At 53.7% G+C, this 18,443-nt stretch carries 10 protein-coding genes, 2 tRNA genes and 1 pseudogene; 2 read left to right on the plus strand and 11 right to left on the minus strand.

The genetic code is table 11. The annotated features are described in order from the left end of the window. Nucleotides 1-104 precede the first annotated feature (104 nt). Together BITS_RS06820 and dapE are read right to left on the minus strand one after the other, a co-directional pair. On the minus strand, nucleotides 105-2,816 hold the full coding sequence (locus tag BITS_RS06820) for an Rne/Rng family ribonuclease (RefSeq protein ID WP_026641651.1): 2,712 nt from the start codon (nucleotides 2,814-2,816) through the stop codon (nucleotides 105-107). 515 nt (nucleotides 2,817-3,331) lie between these two features. Continuing rightward, complete coding sequence (gene dapE / locus BITS_RS06825; protein WP_229774882.1) at nucleotides 3,332-4,498, minus strand: succinyl-diaminopimelate desuccinylase; 1,167 nt, start codon at nucleotides 4,496-4,498, stop codon at nucleotides 3,332-3,334. 234 nt (nucleotides 4,499-4,732) lie between these two features. Between dapE and BITS_RS06830 the strand changes: the two genes are divergently transcribed. Continuing rightward, entirely contained in the window at nucleotides 4,733-5,677 is a 945-nt protein-coding gene (locus tag BITS_RS06830) for an AEC family transporter (protein WP_026641653.1), read from the plus strand. Nucleotides 5,678-5,750: 73 nt separating this feature from the next. Here the strand turns inward: BITS_RS06830 and BITS_RS06835 are convergent. The 6 genes and pseudogenes from BITS_RS06835 to BITS_RS06860 all read right to left on the minus strand — a co-directional run bounded on the left by BITS_RS06835 (nucleotide 5,751) and on the right by BITS_RS06860 (nucleotide 14,888). Further along, a pseudogene (locus BITS_RS06835) lies at nucleotides 5,751-7,163 on the minus strand (Maf family nucleotide pyrophosphatase). An 86-nt stretch (nucleotides 7,164-7,249) separates the two neighbouring features. Further along, nucleotides 7,250-8,245 carry a homoserine kinase gene (thrB, locus tag BITS_RS06840; protein ID WP_026641655.1) on the minus strand — a complete coding sequence of 332 codons (996 nt, stop codon included), beginning with the start codon at nucleotides 8,243-8,245 and terminating at the stop codon, nucleotides 7,250-7,252. 104 nt (nucleotides 8,246-8,349) lie between these two features. After that, on the minus strand, nucleotides 8,350-9,663 hold the full coding sequence (locus tag BITS_RS06845) for a homoserine dehydrogenase (protein WP_026641656.1): 1,314 nt from the start codon (nucleotides 9,661-9,663) through the stop codon (nucleotides 8,350-8,352). Between the two features lie 264 nt (nucleotides 9,664-9,927). Continuing rightward, nucleotides 9,928-11,358 (minus strand): diaminopimelate decarboxylase family protein, encoded by a 1,431-nt coding sequence (locus BITS_RS06850; protein ID WP_044259640.1) that lies wholly within the window; start codon nucleotides 11,356-11,358, stop codon nucleotides 9,928-9,930. A 114-nt stretch (nucleotides 11,359-11,472) separates the two neighbouring features. Beyond that, nucleotides 11,473-13,269: an arginine--tRNA ligase gene (gene argS, locus BITS_RS06855; RefSeq protein ID WP_026641658.1), complete on the minus strand. Its 1,797-nt coding sequence runs from the start codon at nucleotides 13,267-13,269 to the stop codon at nucleotides 11,473-11,475. Nucleotides 13,270-13,454: 185 nt separating this feature from the next. Beyond that, nucleotides 13,455-14,888, minus strand: coding sequence for an amino acid permease (locus BITS_RS06860; protein WP_238556563.1), 1,434 nt, complete (start codon nucleotides 14,886-14,888; stop codon nucleotides 13,455-13,457). Nucleotides 14,889-15,337: 449 nt separating this feature from the next. On the opposite strand from BITS_RS06860, the gene BITS_RS06865 reads away from it, so the two are divergent. After that, nucleotides 15,338-15,790, plus strand: coding sequence for a GNAT family N-acetyltransferase (locus tag BITS_RS06865; protein WP_026641660.1), 453 nt, complete (start codon nucleotides 15,338-15,340; stop codon nucleotides 15,788-15,790). Nucleotides 15,791-15,941: 151 nt separating this feature from the next. On the opposite strand, the gene BITS_RS06870 is transcribed toward BITS_RS06865, so the two are convergent. The 3 genes from BITS_RS06870 to BITS_RS06880 all read right to left on the minus strand — a co-directional run bounded on the left by BITS_RS06870 (nucleotide 15,942) and on the right by BITS_RS06880 (nucleotide 18,061). Next, nucleotides 15,942-16,013: transfer RNA gene (locus BITS_RS06870), tRNA-Gln, on the minus strand. 39 nt (nucleotides 16,014-16,052) lie between these two features. Next, nucleotides 16,053-16,125, minus strand: a tRNA-Glu gene (locus BITS_RS06875). A gap of 226 nt (nucleotides 16,126-16,351) precedes the next feature. After that, a complete protein-coding gene (locus BITS_RS06880) occupies nucleotides 16,352-18,061 on the minus strand; it encodes an ABC transporter permease (RefSeq protein ID WP_152571164.1) in 1,710 nt (569 codons plus the stop codon). Nucleotides 18,062-18,443: the final 382 nt, after the last annotated feature.

Below are 18,443 nucleotides of genomic sequence, written 5' to 3' on the forward strand. Positions count from 1 at the left end.
TTATTGTCCTGTAACGGCACCGAAAACACGGATATATGAAATTATCAGAAGTCGGTTATATCGCTTTCCTTATTACGTATGAGGTATTACCTATTCTTGCTTGCTTATTCAGTTTCGTTTCCGGCAGCAATGGCAGCTGCGGCAATTTGCGCCAGCTTTGCCTTGACATCGGGACTGGACCCCTGCGGCGCCTGAATCTCCGGTGCATTATGCGCACGCTTATTGGTTTTGACGAAAGGATCGCCGCCCTTCAAAGCGTATGGATCCGCATACTCGGCAGAAACGGTTGGCTCGTCATGCACGATGAAGCCACGGCCCTTGCAGACGGAGCATTCCTCGGAGAACGCCTCGACCAAACCTTGGCCGATTCGCTTACGAGTCATCTGCACCAAACCAAGTGAGGTGACTTCAGCCACCTGATGCTTCGTACGATCGCGGGCCAAGCATTCGACCAGACGGCGCAACACCAGATCACGGTTGGCCGGCATCACCATATCGACATAGTCGATCATCACCATACCACCGATATCGCGGAGTCGCAGTTGGCGTGCAATCTCTTCAGAAGCTTCCAGATTGCATCGCGTCACGGTTTCCTCAAGGCTCTTGCCCTTACCGATAAAGCGACCCGTATTCACATCGATCGTTGTCATGGCCTCGGTTCGGTCAATGACAATGGAGCCGCCGGAAGGCAGATACACCTGGCGTTCCATGCCCTTGCGAAGCTGTCCGTCAATCTGCCACTTATCGAATACATCCTTGCCCTGATGCTCGGCAGGATCCCACTTTTCAAGCTTGCTGCGCAGATCCGGCGCCATGGAATCAAGATATTCCTCAATGCGCTCAAACACCTTGTCGCCCTCAACGATCATCTTCGAGAAATCGTCGTTGAAGATATCACGTACAACGCGAATCGCCACATCAGGCTCACCTTGCAGCAGTTTCGGACGCTTGCCGTGGAGGAACTCTTCACGCTTGGCGTTGATTTTCTCCCACTGGCGCATCAAGGCTTCAAGATCCTTGGTTATCGCTTCCTCTGAAGCCCCATCCGCAGCCGTGCGAATAATCACACCCATATCCTTCGGCGCGATCTTCGACACGATGGACTTGAGTCTGCTGCGCTCTCGGTCCGAAAGCTTGCGGCTCACACCGGTCATGCCTCCGGATGGGACCAAAACCAGGAATCGACCCGCCAATGTCACCTGTGAGGTGAGTCGAGCGCCCTTGTGTCCGATCGGATCCTTGGTGACCTGGACCAAAACCGGGTCGCCGGATTTGAAGGCCAGTTCGATACGTCGGGGCTGCCCTTCCAAACGAGCGGCATCCCAGTTCACTTCGCCTGCGTAGAGCACGCCATTGCGGGGCTGGCCGATATCCACGAAGGCGGCTTCCATGCTGGGGAGCACATTCTGCACACGACCCAAATAGACATTGCCTACTGTGGCCACTTCCTGAATATCGGAAACATAATGTTCAACGAGAATATTGTCTTCGATCACCGAGATCTGCGTATGACGCCCGCGCTCACGCACCACCATCAAACGCTCCACATGCTCGCGACGGGCAAGGAAGTCCTGTTCCATCAATTGGCTTTGACGGCTGCGCTCACGACGATTATCCCTGCGACGCTGCTTCTTGGCTTCCAGACGAGTGGAACCCTCCACATCGGTGATTTCGTCAATATATTGCTGCTTGCGCGAGCGACGAGTGAGCGGCTGCTCTTCCTGAGCGTCATCTCCACCACGGGAACGACGACGGCGGCGACGACGGGTCACCGTGGTGTCATCGTCTTCATCTTCTTGCTCGCGATGATGGCGCTCAGTATTCTCGGTATCCTGGGATTCGGAGGAATCCTCACGATTGGATCGGGAACGGCGACGACGACGGGTGCGGGTGCTCCCACCTTCTTCAGAAGACTGCGCGTCTTCCTCGTTATGGGAATCTCGCTCATCATCCACCGGGGAATACTCGATGTCATCAAATTCGAGATCCTCTTCGATTTGTTCCACTTCCGCAGCAGCCCTGCGTTCCTGGGCATTGAGCCTACGCGAACGGCGAGAAGAGCGGGACGATTCCTGCTCATCTGCATCGTTATCGCGGTCTTCGTTGCGACGACGCTTGGAACGCGGAGAAGTCTCGCCTTCCCCCTCGTCGGCAGCGTCTTTGCGATTCTTACGCTGGCGGACTCGACGGGATGGGCGCTCCTCTTCCTCGTCATCGCCATTGCTGTCATCATCCTGCATATCATCGTCAGGACGAATGGTAGGCAACACCGGCTCTTGGAACAACAACGAAGTCATGGGCTTGGCTGCGTGATGCATGCGATGACCCTGCGGGAGGGTTTCGACAGCATCCATAACACGTTCTTCGGCAGAATCGCCTTCGGATTCGGCATTACGTTCTTCAGCTTCTTCTGCACGAGAACGAGAACGGCGCCGAGGTTCCCGGAAGGTATCCTTGGCTTCCTCATCACGACGGGAACGAGTCGCACGACGACGAGTGCGTCTGGGCTGAGGCGCATCCTCATCCTGATCATGAGAATCATGATCGTTCTCTACGCGCGATTCGCGCACCGGCTTGAGTACCGGCTCTTCGAATAACGTATCTATCGAAGAGCGAGGAGCCGGATGCTCCTCCACTTTTAACTCCACTGCCGCTCCCGCTGCTCCGGTATCTCTGACCACACGTCGTCCTGCACGACGTCTGCGCACGGCAGGCGAAGACTGTTCCACGGATGGTACGGCTTGCTCTACGGATTCCGCGTCCACGGAACCTGTTCTATTCACTCTGGGCACAACGCTCCTCGCAATGCGCTGCAACGCATCGCACTATACACTCTGGCCACCCTCTCATAACGCACTCTCACCACGTCATGGACTAGGTAGCAATTCACCAAAAGTCTGTAGCTGCGCGAATGGCGGACACCGACGCTTGCGTAACATCGCAAGGGGATCGACGCCATTGGACGCTGGCGGCTTGCAGAACCACCGCCTTTAAGTATGACACAAAAAAACGAAAGCAGCGACCACGTGCCGTGAGCATACTGCAATGCAGGCGCATTTCTTATACGACCATGATCTACTCACTGTGCTGAGAACCCGCTTCTTTGTCTATTCCTATAGCCCTGCCTTCGATGCGGATGCCGGATCACACTAGGCTGTGCCCTGTTTTTGCCTTCGACTTGCATCCGCCCGTACGCCACAATATGCCGCCAATGACTCATATGCCACAGCCAAGTATGCCGACCACCACCTGAGCACTCAGCATAAGAGATTCTTAGCAGCCCAGACTGCGTAGATGCATCATCTGAGTCAAGGCAACCCCATGCAAACGGCTATGACAACCAGTCTTTCAGAATGCCGAAAAGCAAATCGAGTTCGCTTTCTGCGACTTGCTCATCATGCTTATGGGCCAGCAACGGGCTGCCTGCTCCAAGATTCACCGCAGGAATGCCAAGCTGGGCGAATCTGGCCACATCGGTCCATCCCAGCTTTGCCTGAGGTGCGCGTCCTGTGCGCTCCTGAACAAGATTCGCCAAGGACTGAGCCAATTCGGCGTCCATACCAGGCCTTGCCGAAGGCGACTCATCCTTCATCTCGATGCCGAAGCCTTCGAACATGCCACCGGTAGCCTTGCATTCCCCATTGCCAAGTTGCGCACCTGCATCCCCCATCATCAGAGCTTTGGCCTCTTCTATGGTCTTATCCGGAGCAAAACGGTAATTCACATGCACGCGGCATTCATCGGGGATGACATTCGTGCCCTTGCCGCCTGAAATCATGGTGGCATTCACGCCTTCTCGATACACCAACCCGTCCACTTCCACATCTTGTGGCTCATAGGCACTGAGTCGATCCAAAATCGTTGCGGCATCGTGGATCGCATTGTGTCCCATCCACGCACGCGCAGAATGCGCCGCCACGCCATGGGTAATCACATCAAAACGTATGGTGCCATTGCAGCCTCCTTCTATGCCGCAATCAGTCGGTTCACCGATTATGGCGAAATCCCCGGCAATCCAATCCGGATGCACTTCGATCACCTTGCGCAATCCATTGAATTCGGCGGCCACTTCCTCATGGTCATAGAACACATAGGTCACGTCGTATCGAGGCTTTTCGAGCACTGCGGCCAGATAGAGCATTACGGCGTCAGAGGCTTTCATATCAGTGGCGCCGCGCCCCCATAGCACGCGCTCTCCGGCATGAGCCTGAGCCACATCTTCACGGATGCGCTTATCCCCCGGTTCAAGCCATGCGGGCGGGAAGTTGCCGATAACCGGCACGGTATCAATATGACCGGCAAGAATAACTCGTTTGCTGCGGCCCAACGACGTCGAAGCCACAACGGTATCCCCATGCCGTCGCACCTGCAGATGAGGCACTTCACGTAAATACATTTCCACAACATCGGCGAGCGCCTGTTCCTGACCGCTTACCGAAAAGATGTCCATAATAGCCTTGCAAATGAGTCGCAAGGCTTGTTCAGATGGAAGATTCATTGCATCGGTTGCCGAAATCATCGTCGATGTTGGTTCACTCATATTCTCCATTATTGCAGTGTCCCGCACAAAACCGTGCGATCGTACCGAAAACCGGAAAAGGATCCAGCCAAGCACCCGCCATATGAAATATGACGCCATAAATCACTATGCTGTGGCACACTGGTGCATGAATTCGCCCGATTCCGGCAGGGAGCGATTCTCAAATACTGTGCAGTTCAGGGAGGCCAGGTCGTGCCAGGTTTACTCAGCGCAATGGAAGGATTTTGCGTTATTGGCATCGTTATCGCCGTGGGTTATGCCGCGGCACGATTGCGCATAGGCGGACCGGATGCGCAGATGGTTCTCAACAAGTTCAGTTTCTTTGTTTCCAGCCCATGCTTGATGTTCGCCATCCTGTCCAAAGAGCCTATTTTCGATATTTTTCACCCCTCGATAATTGTGGCCTTCTTCTCCGCAATGCTGGTGGGCGTCGCCTTCCTTGTTCTGAACAGAATGTATTTCCATATGAAGGCGGCCGACGCCATTATCGGATCATTGAATTCGTTATATCTGAATTCGAATAACATCGGTCTGCCCGTTGCCACGTATATTTTGGGCAATCCCGCATTGGTGGCCCCCATTTTGGTTATGCAGCAGGCGGTGTTCACTCCTGTGGGTTTGACGGCCTTGGATATTGCCACTACGGGCAAGGCCTCGGCCAAACGCATTCTCAGTCAGCCGCTTCACCAGCCGCTGCTTATCGGTTCCCTGGGCGGCATCGTCGTTTCCGCCATTTCTGCACATATAGGCTGGTTCCCCATACCGGATTTCATATACGATCCGATCCAAATGATCGGCAACTCCGCTGTTCCTATGATTCTTATGGCTTTCGGCATGTCCCTGCACGGCACCAAGCCCATGCAGAACGCCACGGATCGCACTGCCACGATTGTGGTTGCCGTGCTCAAAAACGTGATTATGCCGATAATCGCTTTCCTGCTGGCATATTTCGTGATGGGATTCCGCGGCGCGACCTTGTATGCCTGCGTAGTACTGGCAGCACTGCCCACAGGCCAGAATGTCTACAACTATGCGGCCAGATACAATGTCGGATTGACTTTTGCCCGCGATGGCATCCTGCTGTCCACGCTGACCAGCCCGATTATCATCGCCTTCATTGCCGCAGTATTGGACTGACAAGCGGCGTGCACCTCATGAGGGCACCACGCCGCTTCGTATACACCGGCTTATTCGCCGTGCCGGATTCAGTTCATGAACGGTATTGCGCTGCCAAATCGTTGAGGCGCTGCGCAAACCGTGACCAATCCGTACGCATTGCGGTAAGCAGCTTACGATGAGGCACCTCTTGCAGAGGAATCCAGGCCACTTCCATGCTCTCGTCATCATTGGCCTGAGGATGCACCTTGTGGCCGGGTTTTTCCAATGCGAATACCGTGGTGTATCGCCAAGGGCCATGGTCCTCGCAATATGTTCCTACGACTTCGATATCCTCGGGATCGATGCCTGCCTCTTCTGAGCTTTCTCGCAACGCGCCTTCTATGGCATTCTCGCCATCGGCAATGGCTCCGCCAGGGATCCCCCATGTTCCGCCTTCGGCACTCCACATGGCACGATGCTGCATCACCACATGAGTGACCTCACCGCTGTGTTCATCGGTTCGAGCCAGCAATACCCAGCGGCACCATTCAGACCCCAGTGCCGGCGCCCACAAGCACACTGCACCCATCCATCTCCAGGCTGCATCACGTTTTCCTGAGGCGGATCGGATTCCTTGGCCAATTGCTCCGGCCCTTTTTCCGTGGTCGCTTCGGGAAGCACATTCCAAACATCCGTCCAATCCACGCCAAGTTGGGCGACCAAAGTGCGCAATAGCGGCAAACTTATGCCCATCACGCCATGCGGATCCGCCTTCGATGCCGTCCACAAAGGCTCCGCCCAATCCCTCAAGCGTAAAGTTACCCGCCACTTCCAGAGGCTCACCTGTGGCAACATATCGCTCGATATCACGATCCGAATATTGCCCAAACTTCACCACTGCATGGCTGGACCCCTGAACGGATTTTCCTGTGGCCAGATCGATAACGCAATGACCCGTCCACAACTCCCCGCTATTGCCCCTCATGCGACGCAAACGTTCAACGGCCACTTCGGGGATATGCGGCTTGCCTTGGACTTCACCATCGATAAGGAACATGGAGTCGCAGCCGATGATCAACGGTCCGACCTTTTGGGATTTCAATCCAGCGCTATTGTGCTGCACATCGGTCAACGGTTGCACACTCGTAGGCACCTCAATGGCGGAAAAGTCACGGGTTGTGGTATCGATGTTTTCGGCATCCTCAGCCACCGGTTGTGCTGTTGAATCCGCGGCCTCTTGAGACTCAAGAGGAAATGCCGTGATATGATCGCCTTGCGCCGAGGCCGCAGTGTTCATCACTGATCGATAGGCGTCGAAAACAGCCTGTGCCTTGGCCTGCGCAAGAATCATGACACGATCTTCGATACTGAGCTGTTCCTCAGCGACCCCGCGCTCAAGTGCCGTGCTGCGTAAAACCTCAGGCTCATCGACATGGGATACCCGAATGGTAGGAGAAATCCCTGCGGAATACAGCACATTGCGCCGAGACATGGATTGAGACGCCAAAATAATCGAAACCGACATGAGCGGCCACCTTTCTCATTGTCAGAGGCACAGGTACCGAGCGAAAAACTTCCGCTCATTGCTTGCGCATGACCAATTCCGCGCGACTACCTTTCAACCATAACCCCGGTGGTATTCACCGGAAGATGAAGCACCCGCCACTGGCCTGAAGCCAAATGAGCCGAAGCCAGCGCTTCTATCGCCTCGTGGTCGTCTCCGTAATGAAGCACCACAACGCAAGGGCCGGCGCCGGAAACCGCCGCAGCGTATCCATGCGCACGCAGGATTTCTATAAGTTGCCAGGATGGCAGCATAAGATCCTTACGATATTGCTGATGCAAACGATCCTGCGTTGCCGCATACAGCAAAGCATTCGGATCACGCGTACCGGTAAGCGCAGCCGGAGACAGCGCACCCGGCAGCAATCCCACACGAGATACGTTATACATGGCATTGCGATACGGCACCATATCGGGCAACACCTGACGGGCCTGCTCAGTGGAAAGTTCAAAGCTGGGAATAAAGACAGAAGCCATAACAGCAGGATTCACCGCATATGTCGCAGTATGGAATCCCTTATGAAGAGGCTCACTCCCGGGGATGGCCACGGAACCGGTGCCCTCCGGCAAATCCATATCCCACGAGACCGTCAACCCGCCATACACTGCAGGTGCAACATTATCCGGATGGCCTTCAATACTGGCTGCCAATTCGAATATGGCAGCGCGGTTGATCTCTCCATCCTGCGCGAAGGCTGCAGCGGCCGCGATACCGGCGACAATGGCTTCGGCAGAGGAGCCCATTCCTCGTGCCTGAGGAATGCGGTTTTCTGTTTCCAGAATGAAACCATAGCGATCCAAGCCGAATGTCTGGCAAGCCCTGCGGAATGTGGAAACCACCAAATGGGTCTCATCGCGAGGCAGCGTATTCTCTCCCTCGCCATGGATAATGACCTGCGCATTGCGGTTGGCAGGATCTGCGCACAACGTGAAATTCAACTCATCGAAATATTCCAACGCAAGGCCAACTGAATCAAATCCAGATCCAAGGTTGGCGCTGGTCGCTGGCACACGCACTTGCACGTGTCTGCTCACTGGTGTCATTGCCTCTTACTCCTCGTCAAAGACTCCGGCGACACCACAGTACGTGATGCCGCCGGACAGCAGTACGCCATTCTATGACGAACGCTGACAAGATATCGCCAAGCCTAGTTCAGCACTCGCAGAATCGAGGGCGTGCCGGTAACGCAATCAAGCTTGCACACCTCGGCAACGGTGTTGCGCAGGGTCAGCTCGTCGCACATATGAGTGACGATGCGCAGCTGCTGAATCTCGCCGTCATAGCCCGGATCATTCAACGTGGGCTTCAAATCCTGATTGACACCGTTGATCGAGACGCCCTGTTCGAAGAATTTCTGCGCCACCGCAGCCAGAACGCCCGGCTTGTCGTGGATAAGGAAGCGCACGGCAAAAGCCGCCTTGGAGGATTCGATCGGAGCCTTGGGCAGATCTTTGTACATCGGGATATTCGGCCCGACGCAACCTTGTGCAATATGACGAGCTTCGGTGACCACATCGCCGACAACAGCCGAAGCTGTCGGAGCGCCACCCGCACCGCGGCCGTAGAACATCAAATCATCCGCAGCCTCGGCCTTTACGAACACCGCATTGAAACTGCCTCGCACAGAAGCCAATGGATGGTTTTCATCGATCAGTGCAGGATAGACACGAGCGGACACGCCGGCTTCGCTGTTCTCCACAACCGCAAGCAATTTGACCACCTTATGCTCTGCAGTTGCTGCAGCGATGTCATCCGCGGTTATTGCAGTGATTCCCTCAACTGTGACATCGTCAATGCCGATATTGGTATGGAATGCAAGAGTCGCCATAATGGCGGCCTTATTGGCTGCGTCATAGCCTTCAATATCACCAGTGGGATCGGCCTCGGCGTAGCCCTTGTCTTGCGCGTCTTTCAGCGCGACATCGAAGTCAAGGCCTTTGGTGGTCATCTCGTCCAGGATGTAGTTCGTGGTGCCGTTGACAATGCCCAACATGCTGGTGACCTTGTCACCGACCAAGGATTCGCGAAGCGGGCGCACAATCGGGATGGCTCCTCCGACGGCAGCCTCGAAGTAAATATCAACGTGGTGCTCTTCTGCAGCCTTGTACAATTCAGGGCCGAATTTCGCAAGAAGCGCCTTATTCGCGGTGACCACCGAGGCACCGGATTCAATGGCGGTAAGCACAAAGGTCCGAGCTGGTTCGAGACCGCCGATCAGTTCTATGACGATATCGGCGCGAGTGCACAGACCGGCCGTATCAGTGGTCAGCAGTGACTTGTCAATCCATGGGAAATTCACTTCATCAGGATTCAGCGTAGCCACGCCCACCAATTCGATATCGCGACCGATGCGATGGGAGAGCTCCTCACGCTGCTCCACCAAAAGTCGCGCGGTCTGGGAACCAACGGTTCCTGCGCCTAACAATCCTATGCGGATGGGGGTTTGCTTGTCCTGTGTCAATGGATTCCTCCTCACGAACCGCGAAAGCATCAACGCACTCATTGTACGAATCAAATCCGACACTGAGCTGGATTCATATTGAAATTAGGCCATTTTCACCGATTCCGATGACCCACACAAAACGCACTGCAATCGATTGATTATTGAAATATATGCGAGTTGCAAATATCAACAGCAGCAAAGAATATCACCGATTGCCTAGGCAATCGGGTTGTGTATGGCATCTGTATTGAGTCCAAATGACCGGGTCTGGTCAGTGTCTGCTCAGTCCTGATCCAAATCAAGCAAATCCTGTATCTTCTGGCGACGGATCATCACCGAAGCTCCTTGAGCGTCAACTCCAACAACCGCAGGTATCAACACTTGGTTGTAGTTGCTTGCCATTGTTCTGCCATACGCCCCTGTCACGGGGACAGCAAGCACATCGCCGCGTTGCACATCTTCCGGCAGCTGGCATTCATGGACCACGATATCTCCGGATTCACAGTGCATGCCCACCACTCGAGAAAGCCACGTCTGTTCGGAACCTTGACGATTCGCCAATAATGCGGTGTACTGGGCACCATACAAAGCCGGCCGAATATTGTCACTCATACCGCCGTCAACAGAGACATATGTGCGCTGTTCGATAGGATTACCTTCAGAATCCTTGCTTCCCTGAGGAAGATTCACCCTTTTGACAGTACCCACCTGATACAGCGTGATTCCCGCCGGCGCAACTATCCAACGCCCCGGCTCAAATGAGATCACAGGCGCAGGCATACCGAGTCTCCGGTTCGTTTCATGCAAGGCTTGCGCCAAACGCGACAACTCGGCATCCACATTCATGGAGTCTTCGCCATCCGTATATGCCACGGAATAACCACCACCAAGATCGACCTCAGGCAACACATACGCATCGGTGTGGTAGAGGGTCTTGCGCAGCAGCATCATGCGCGATGCCGCCTGGATAAACGCATCGGCATCGTGGATATTGGAACCTATATGCGAATGAATGCCGACAAGCTCCAACTGATCCTCAAACGAGAGTATCGACTTGAGCGCCGCAATCGCAGGGCCGTCAGCTATGGCATCCATAGCCTCCCACACAGGAGCATCATGATCGCATACGCAGGCATCGGTATGCGCGGCCAATAACGGCACTCCGAATTTCTGATCTTCATGTGCGGTTGAAATATATTCATGGCCACCGGCATGGATACCGGAAGTGACGCGTAACATTACTCGCGCTCGCTTGCCCAATCGCTGAGCGATCCGTGCGATGCGTTCCGGCTCCTGTGGTTCATCCACGACTATTTTTGGCAAAGCTTCTTGGATGGCCAGCTCGATTTCTTCATCGGATTTGTTATTGCCGTGCAATACTAGGCGCCTGCCCGGGGCGCCGGCAGCCAGAGCGATGCTCATTTCCCCCATGCTGCACGTATCGACCAGCATGCCTTCTTCAATCATGATGCGCACAATACGCTTGGACAGGAAGGCTTTTCCGGCGTAGCTGACATGGGTATTCGCATTGGCGAATGCATTGGCTGCGGCTTGCACGAAATGACGTGCCCTCTGCCTCACCTCTCCGATATCCATCACATAGAGAGGGGAACCGAATTGTTCCAATAACTGCGTTGCACCAATGCCGTGTATGCTCAGTTCTCCTGATTCACTGCGATCCACAGCTTGCGGCCAAATCGGTGTCACACCCATACGAATTCCTTTGCTCACGATCCCTTGTCTGTGCATGATACACGAATGCCACCGCACGATGGCGGACGATTTCACGGTCGCTCTTCATGCGGTGGCATTGACGTGCAGAGATAATTACATTTTCTCGGGGGCGCTCACTCCCAAAAGATCAAGTCCGGCGGCGATGACGATACGTACCGCATCATTGAGCTTCAAACGTGCGGCTGCTCGCGCGGGCTCTGGGCTTTTGTTGATGCGCAGTTCCTCGCGCTCCTGTTCCTCGAGACGATTCTCAGGGTCAGTGAGTTCCATGGGCACCACGCGTTCGAGGTTGTACCACTTGTGATAAGCGGCTGCCAAATCCTCGAGATAATGAGCCACACGATGTGGTCCACGAACATCACCCGCCTGGCTGAGCGCTGCAGGCCATTGAGCCAGCGCTGCCAATACCACGCCATCGGCTTCAGTATCCAACAACGACAGATCCGCATCACCCATATTGATCTGAGCATCTGTGGCATTACGGTCAACATTGCAGGAACGGGCATGGGCATATTGCACGTAGTACACCGGATTCTCATTGCTATGCGAAGCCAGCAGATTCAGGTCGATATCCACACTGGTGTTGTAATCGGTACGAGCCAAGGAATAGCGGGATGCATCCACGCCAATGGCCTCAACCAGATCCTCTAGAGTCACGACATTGCCCGCGCGCTTGGACATGCGCACAGCCTTGCCATCCTTCATGACATTGACCAGCTGGCCAATAAGAATCTGCATATTCTCACCGGGGGTATCGCCGAATGCATCGCACATGGCCATCATGCGGCCAATGTAACCGTGGTGATCGGCTCCCAACATATATATAGCCACATCCGCGGGATTGTTCGCACGGTGACGCTTGTCATAGTAATACGCAATATCCGCAGCAAAGTAAGCGTAATTGCCATCCGACTTGATGATGACGCGATCCTTGTCGTCGCCATGCTTGGTCGACGCGAACCAGGTTGCACCATCTTTTTCGTAGATATCGCCCATTTCGCGCAGCTTATCGATTGCCGTATTGACTGCGCCATCCTCATAGAGACTGTTCTCATGGAACCATACGTCGAAGTTCACGCGGAATTCCTTCATGGATTCCTGAATCTCAGCAAACATCATCGGCACTGCACGCTTGCGGAATTCCTCACGCTGCTCGGAATCGCCCTCGCCTAGCGGCTCGCCATCGGCATCCTTGCCTGAATCCACACGGGGCAAGTTCAGCACATCCACGCCATCCGCCTTGGCTTCTTCGATTACTCGAGCTGCAATCTCATCGATATATGCGCCCTTATAGCCATCGATCGGGGTTGGCTCACCGTGCGCTGCGGCGACAAGGGATTTAGCAAAGCGGTTGATCTGCTCACCATGGTCATTGAAATAGTATTCACGCACAACTTTTGCGCCATTGGCTTCAAGCACACGAGCCATCGAATCGCCCACTGCCGCCCAGCGAGTTCCACCGATATGAATCGGTCCGGTTGGGTTGGCGGAAACGAATTCCAGATTCAGGGTCTGACCGCCCAAATGGCTGTTGCGACCATAGTCATTCCCCTCTTGCAGAACGGTGTCAACAACCGCCGCAGCAGACGCCGAATCAAGGGTGATATTGATAAATCCAGGCCCAGCCACTTCCACTGATTGGATGCCATCGGCCTGTTGCAATGCGGAAGCAAACAGTTCTGCCAGATCACGTGGCTTCATGTCTGCTTTTTTAGCCAGTTGCATCGCGATATTGGACGCCCAATCTCCATGGGAACGATCCTTGGGACGCATAACGGCCATTTTCTCGACCGGCGGTATCAGATCTTCACTTAAGCTGCCGGCTTTTCCGGAAGATACCAATGTGTGGGCTATGGAGGCAATTAATTCACTCAACGCTTCAGGAGTCATGCTCACAGTGTATCGAAAACACTGACTAAGGCCTTGAAATTGTCAAGCGACCAGCATCATCGACGCTGCATCACCGATGTATTCCTTCTGAAGCGGCCTATGTCAGGAACCGACTCGTCGGCACAAGTGCTATCGCAAACGTTATTGACGCGATATGGCAAACGTTGCCGTCAACACGTCAATACCTATTGCGCCGCGTCGATTTCGGTCGAATGCTTCTTCCGCCAAGCCTCACGCCCGTAATAGAAGGCGTAACACAGTCCAACGAAGGGGATCATGTAATACAAGGTGGAGCGCTGAGCCGGATCAAGCACAACCAATACCAAAGCCAATATGCAAAGCACGATCGAAGCGATCGGCACCAGAGGATAGCCTGGGGCTCGATAGCCAAGCTTTTCCACAGGCTTTCCCCCTCGCTTCAGTTCGCTCCTGAACAGAATATGGCAGGCGGAAACCGAAAGCCACACCACCAATGTCGCCAATCCGGATACTGCCACCAATGCGAGATAGACAGTAGATGCGGCAACCACAGACGACAGCAGGGCAAGCAGGCTTCCCGCCATGCTCACCATCACCGCGTACACCGGAACTCCATGGAAGTTGGTCTTGGCCAAAGCTGCCGGCAACATGCGTTCCTTGCCTAACGCCCATACCATGCGAGAGCAGACATACAGACCCGAGTTCGCGGCGGACAACACCGCAGTAAGCACGACGAAATTCATGATATCGCCCGCGAACGGCATGCCGATACTCTGGAAGACCAACACAAAGGGACTTTCATCGACACCTGATTGATGCCACGGGATCAACGCGGCCATAACCCCTATGGAACCTATGAAGAATATGGTAAGCCTCAACACCGTAGTGCGCACGGCCTTGGGCACGGCGACTTCAGGATCTTTGGTTTCCCCTGCAGCGACTCCCACGACTTCCGTTCCGGAAAACGCAAACACAACGGTCAGCATTGTGGAGAATATCGGAATAATGCCGTTAGGGAACAGACCTTCGTTGTAAAAATTCGTCAACAACGGCGCATGCTCATATCCCGCAATGGGGATAATTCCGGTAATCGCTAATATGCCCACGACTATGAAGGCGACGATTGCGAACACCTTGATGCTGGAAAACCAGAATTCCGCTTCGCCATAGAGCCTTACCGACAAAATATTCATGATGAATACCGCACCGATGAGAATGGCGCTCCATACCCACGCCGGCGAATGCGGGAACCACCGCTGCATCAGCAATCCGGCCGCCGTGAATTCGGATGCGAGCGCCACCGCCCAATTCAACCAATACAAAATGGCGACAGTAAAAGCCGATCCGGGACCAATAAAGCGTTTGGTGTAGAGATGGAAACTGCCCGCATATGGCATTGCCACAGAGAGCTCGCCCAAGCTAAGCATAACGCAATAGACCAGCAACGAACCAATGGCATACGCCAGAATGGCGCCCAATGGACCGGCCTGATGGATGGTGTATCCAGAACTGACGAATAAGCCGGTTCCGATAACGCCACCCAGCGATATCATGGTCAGATGACGGGATTCCATATTGCGTTCAAGACCAGTGTGTTCTGCGGCCATACCAGATCCCATCCATGCTCTTCGAGTTTGCATTATGTGCATTATTCATCGGCTACCCCACTGCAGTTCGGGTGCATCAAGCGGAAACAAGCACAGCGTGGTACAGCACCGCACATTACAGGTGAGGGTGCCCCGAATAAAAATTCCCAGAAAACTTCAAGCTAACCATACACTTGCGCCAAGAAACGGCTGGTTATATTGATGTTGTCAGCAAAACAGACATAACAGCTGGCGGGATTCTTCCCGAATCCCAAAACTGAACTCCTTCTTCTCTCTTCCTTCTCACCCCGGCCACACGGCCGGGGTTTTCCTTTTCATTGACTTGGATGTACCGCCAGCACTCCCAGCATTCATCTTGAATTCAGCCACATGCGCAAGGCCTCTTCACCAGTCTTTTCTTTGTGTGAACGACTTCCCCCGTCTTCCATCCATCCAATAATGAAACTGTCACATTGCTACTTATTAATACATTGAGGTGATCCATGGCTGAACAGTACCAATTCGTAGAAGTCAATGACACAGGGAATCCGCATTGGACAACGATGCTACCTGTGCTCAGTCAGTTGCGCGAAGGTCTGGACTTGGAGCAACTCAATGAGATTTTGGGCTCAACCCGAGGCCAACGACCACGATTCACTGGATTATTTGTCGGATCGGATTGTGTATGCGTGGCTGGTTGGCGCCTTATGGCAAATACTCATCTCGGTTTGGTGCTGTATGTCGACGATCTTGTTGTCGACCAAACACACCGCAGTCAAGGCTATGGTCAGCTCATGTTAGAAGAGTTGGCACGCATTGCGTCGAGGGCCGGCGCAAGAGCTGTCGATCTTGACTCCGGCGTTCAAAGATTCGGCGCACACTGCTTCTATTTTGCCAATGGGTACTCAATAGTCTCACATCATTTCCGTCGGATGCTCAATGACCGCGAGTCATGACGATGGGACGCCGCGCGTCGACACTGTTTGAGAAACAGGTCGACGCGCTCACCACTGATTGCCGTGCCCAGGTAAGCTCCCCACCCTACATTCAGAAGATTGCGAATAACAAAAAACGGAAACCGCGCTAAGCGCCGATTTCCGCATCTCGCTGGGGTACCTGGACTCGAACCAAGAATGGATGAACCAGAATCACCTGTGTTGCCAATTACACCATACCCCAATTGGCAGGCGTCACGATTAAAAACCGTTCCGTCGGTCGTACCCCCAACCGGATTTGAACCGGTGTTGGCGCCGTGAGAGGGCGTAGTCCTAGACCGCTAGACGATGGGGGCTTAAATTATCACGCCACCTCTCTCGAGGCAACAGATGAGACTATACCGGAACATGCAGACTCACTCAACCCGGCGTGTCGCATCGCAATGACGCCAGTACGACTACGTTTCCAAGCTGGTTCACTTATGCGACACCACCAAGAATCTCGCATCGTTACACGAGTAGGGCATAGAAACGATCAGTTATCCATTGCCGCAGTCGCACGAGAACTTTCCCGAGAAATACTCACTCCTGATTTGGATCGACGAATAATCGCGCATACACATCATTGCGCACATAGAATCCGATCGTGGAATACTTGTTCTGCCCCTTCCAAGGCGTATCCAGCCATGTCAGTTCATAGTAAGTGTAATCTTCATACGAAAGTCCCAAGCGTTTCATGAAATACCTCGGCTGCCTGCTACCGATCAAGAATTCTGGCGCACCTTGGGCGGCACATGCCTCTATTTCTTTATCAGCCTGCGATTGGGGCGGAGCTTCATTGGAAACGAAGGTGTAGTCCTTATATGCACATGAAATCAGATTCTTGGAGAAATACGGATTGGCAGTCACCAAGGTCCAGTCCACACGATGGGTATCATCGGATTCTTCTCGCACGCTTCCGTCTGGATACTTCTCCTCCGGCAAATATCGCCAGAATGAAACCCACCGAGCATTCTCCAAATGATTGTCTTTGATAAAGGCAGCGAGCGCCCGAGACCCTGTATATTCATAACGGATATCACTGGCAATCGCCTGCACATTCCATATTAGGCTCATACCCAGCAGCACAATAGTGGCAATCGACTTCGCCAGGCGTCTCTTTCCAGCCTCAATATGCCATATATTCTGCGTATGCTTACGCAGAAATGCAGGAATATCTTCAGGCTCTAATGGCCTGTCCAGCAGATTCAGCCACAGCATGGCAATGAAGAATGCCAGCAATACGCCAATGTGGTGTCCTGAGAAATATCGCATTGCCGTCACACTGAGCGCTGCATATGGCGAGAGCAACAAGAGAGCATTGCCTCGCCTGTGAGCGATGCGCAACATTATGGCCCACATCAGCAGTGAAATCGCCATGCACATCACCCAGCCCCATAGGCTGATATTGATGCTCTTCAATGCAGTATCGGCGGCAAAATCAGTGAACATGGTTTCCGATGGCAACACCAACCAGAACATGGCGAATTGCCTGAACAACGACAACGACGTTATGGTTCCGACAGTGGAGGGTTGCGTGGCGAAATTATCCGCTGCAGGCCACACATCAAGGGCCAATACTATGCCTACTGCCATAAGCAACGACCACGCAGCAAAGCGTCGGCGATTATGGAAAGGCGATTCTCCGGAGAAGATCACTCGTAACACCCAGATGGCAGCCATAGTGCCGGAAACCACCACTCCGTATGTGCTGGTCAGGCAAAGCAGAACCAGAAACCAGACCGTGCGCCAAGGATGCTCATTGCGTATTCGCCAATGCATGGCCACCAGGAACATGGCCAAACACAGCAAAGCATACGGACGGGCAGTCACACCGTATTGGTAACAGAAGAAATACGTGAACGGCAGCAGAATGGTGATGATCTTAGAGAAAGGCGAGTAAAAAATCAGCGCCCCTGCCATAAGCATGGAGCATATGAATTGCACCGATTTCAGGCCGATTTCATAGGGTACTCCCAGTTTTGCCGGCACCGCCAATAGCACCCACCACAAGGGCGGATGCCCCTCATAATGTGGGCGAAACAGCAGGATGTCCTTCCATGAGGAATCACGCGCAATAAGCCAGGATTGCGCTTCGTCAAACCATGGTTCGTGGAAGCACATGACCACGGCGATAACCATCGCATACACAGCCAAGGTCACCCACTGATAACGCTTTGTTTTGCCAATGACGCGTTGCAATTGCGTGACCTTATGCGCGGATACCGCTGCGATTCCACGTTCCTCAGTCAATATCAGTCCCCTGTTGGTCGTTCGATGGACAGTTCCGACACGCGCGTCTTCCACTATCTTGGCGACTGCGCATTTCCTTCTCTGCACGCAAGCCGCACCGGCCATACGTATCTACTTATCGAGTTGTTTATTATAACGAGTGTCCCGCCTCATTGTTGACAGTACGGAAATATGCCATAAAACATGCACGTATGGCCGTCTTCACATGACATTTCACAGGATGCAATCAACCGTCACACATATGGCCTTAGACATAGATTCCAGCCGCCTTGCACAGCTTTTGTCAAACACAAGTGGCCGCTAATCTATCCGCCCGCTGACTTCAACCCATTGCACGAAGCAAACAGCTTTCCGTAATTATGCAGTCTGCACCCCGTGCCAC

The organism is Bifidobacterium tsurumiense (genome assembly GCF_000741765.1).
GTDB classification, from domain to species: domain Bacteria; phylum Actinomycetota; class Actinomycetes; order Actinomycetales; family Bifidobacteriaceae; genus Bifidobacterium; species Bifidobacterium tsurumiense.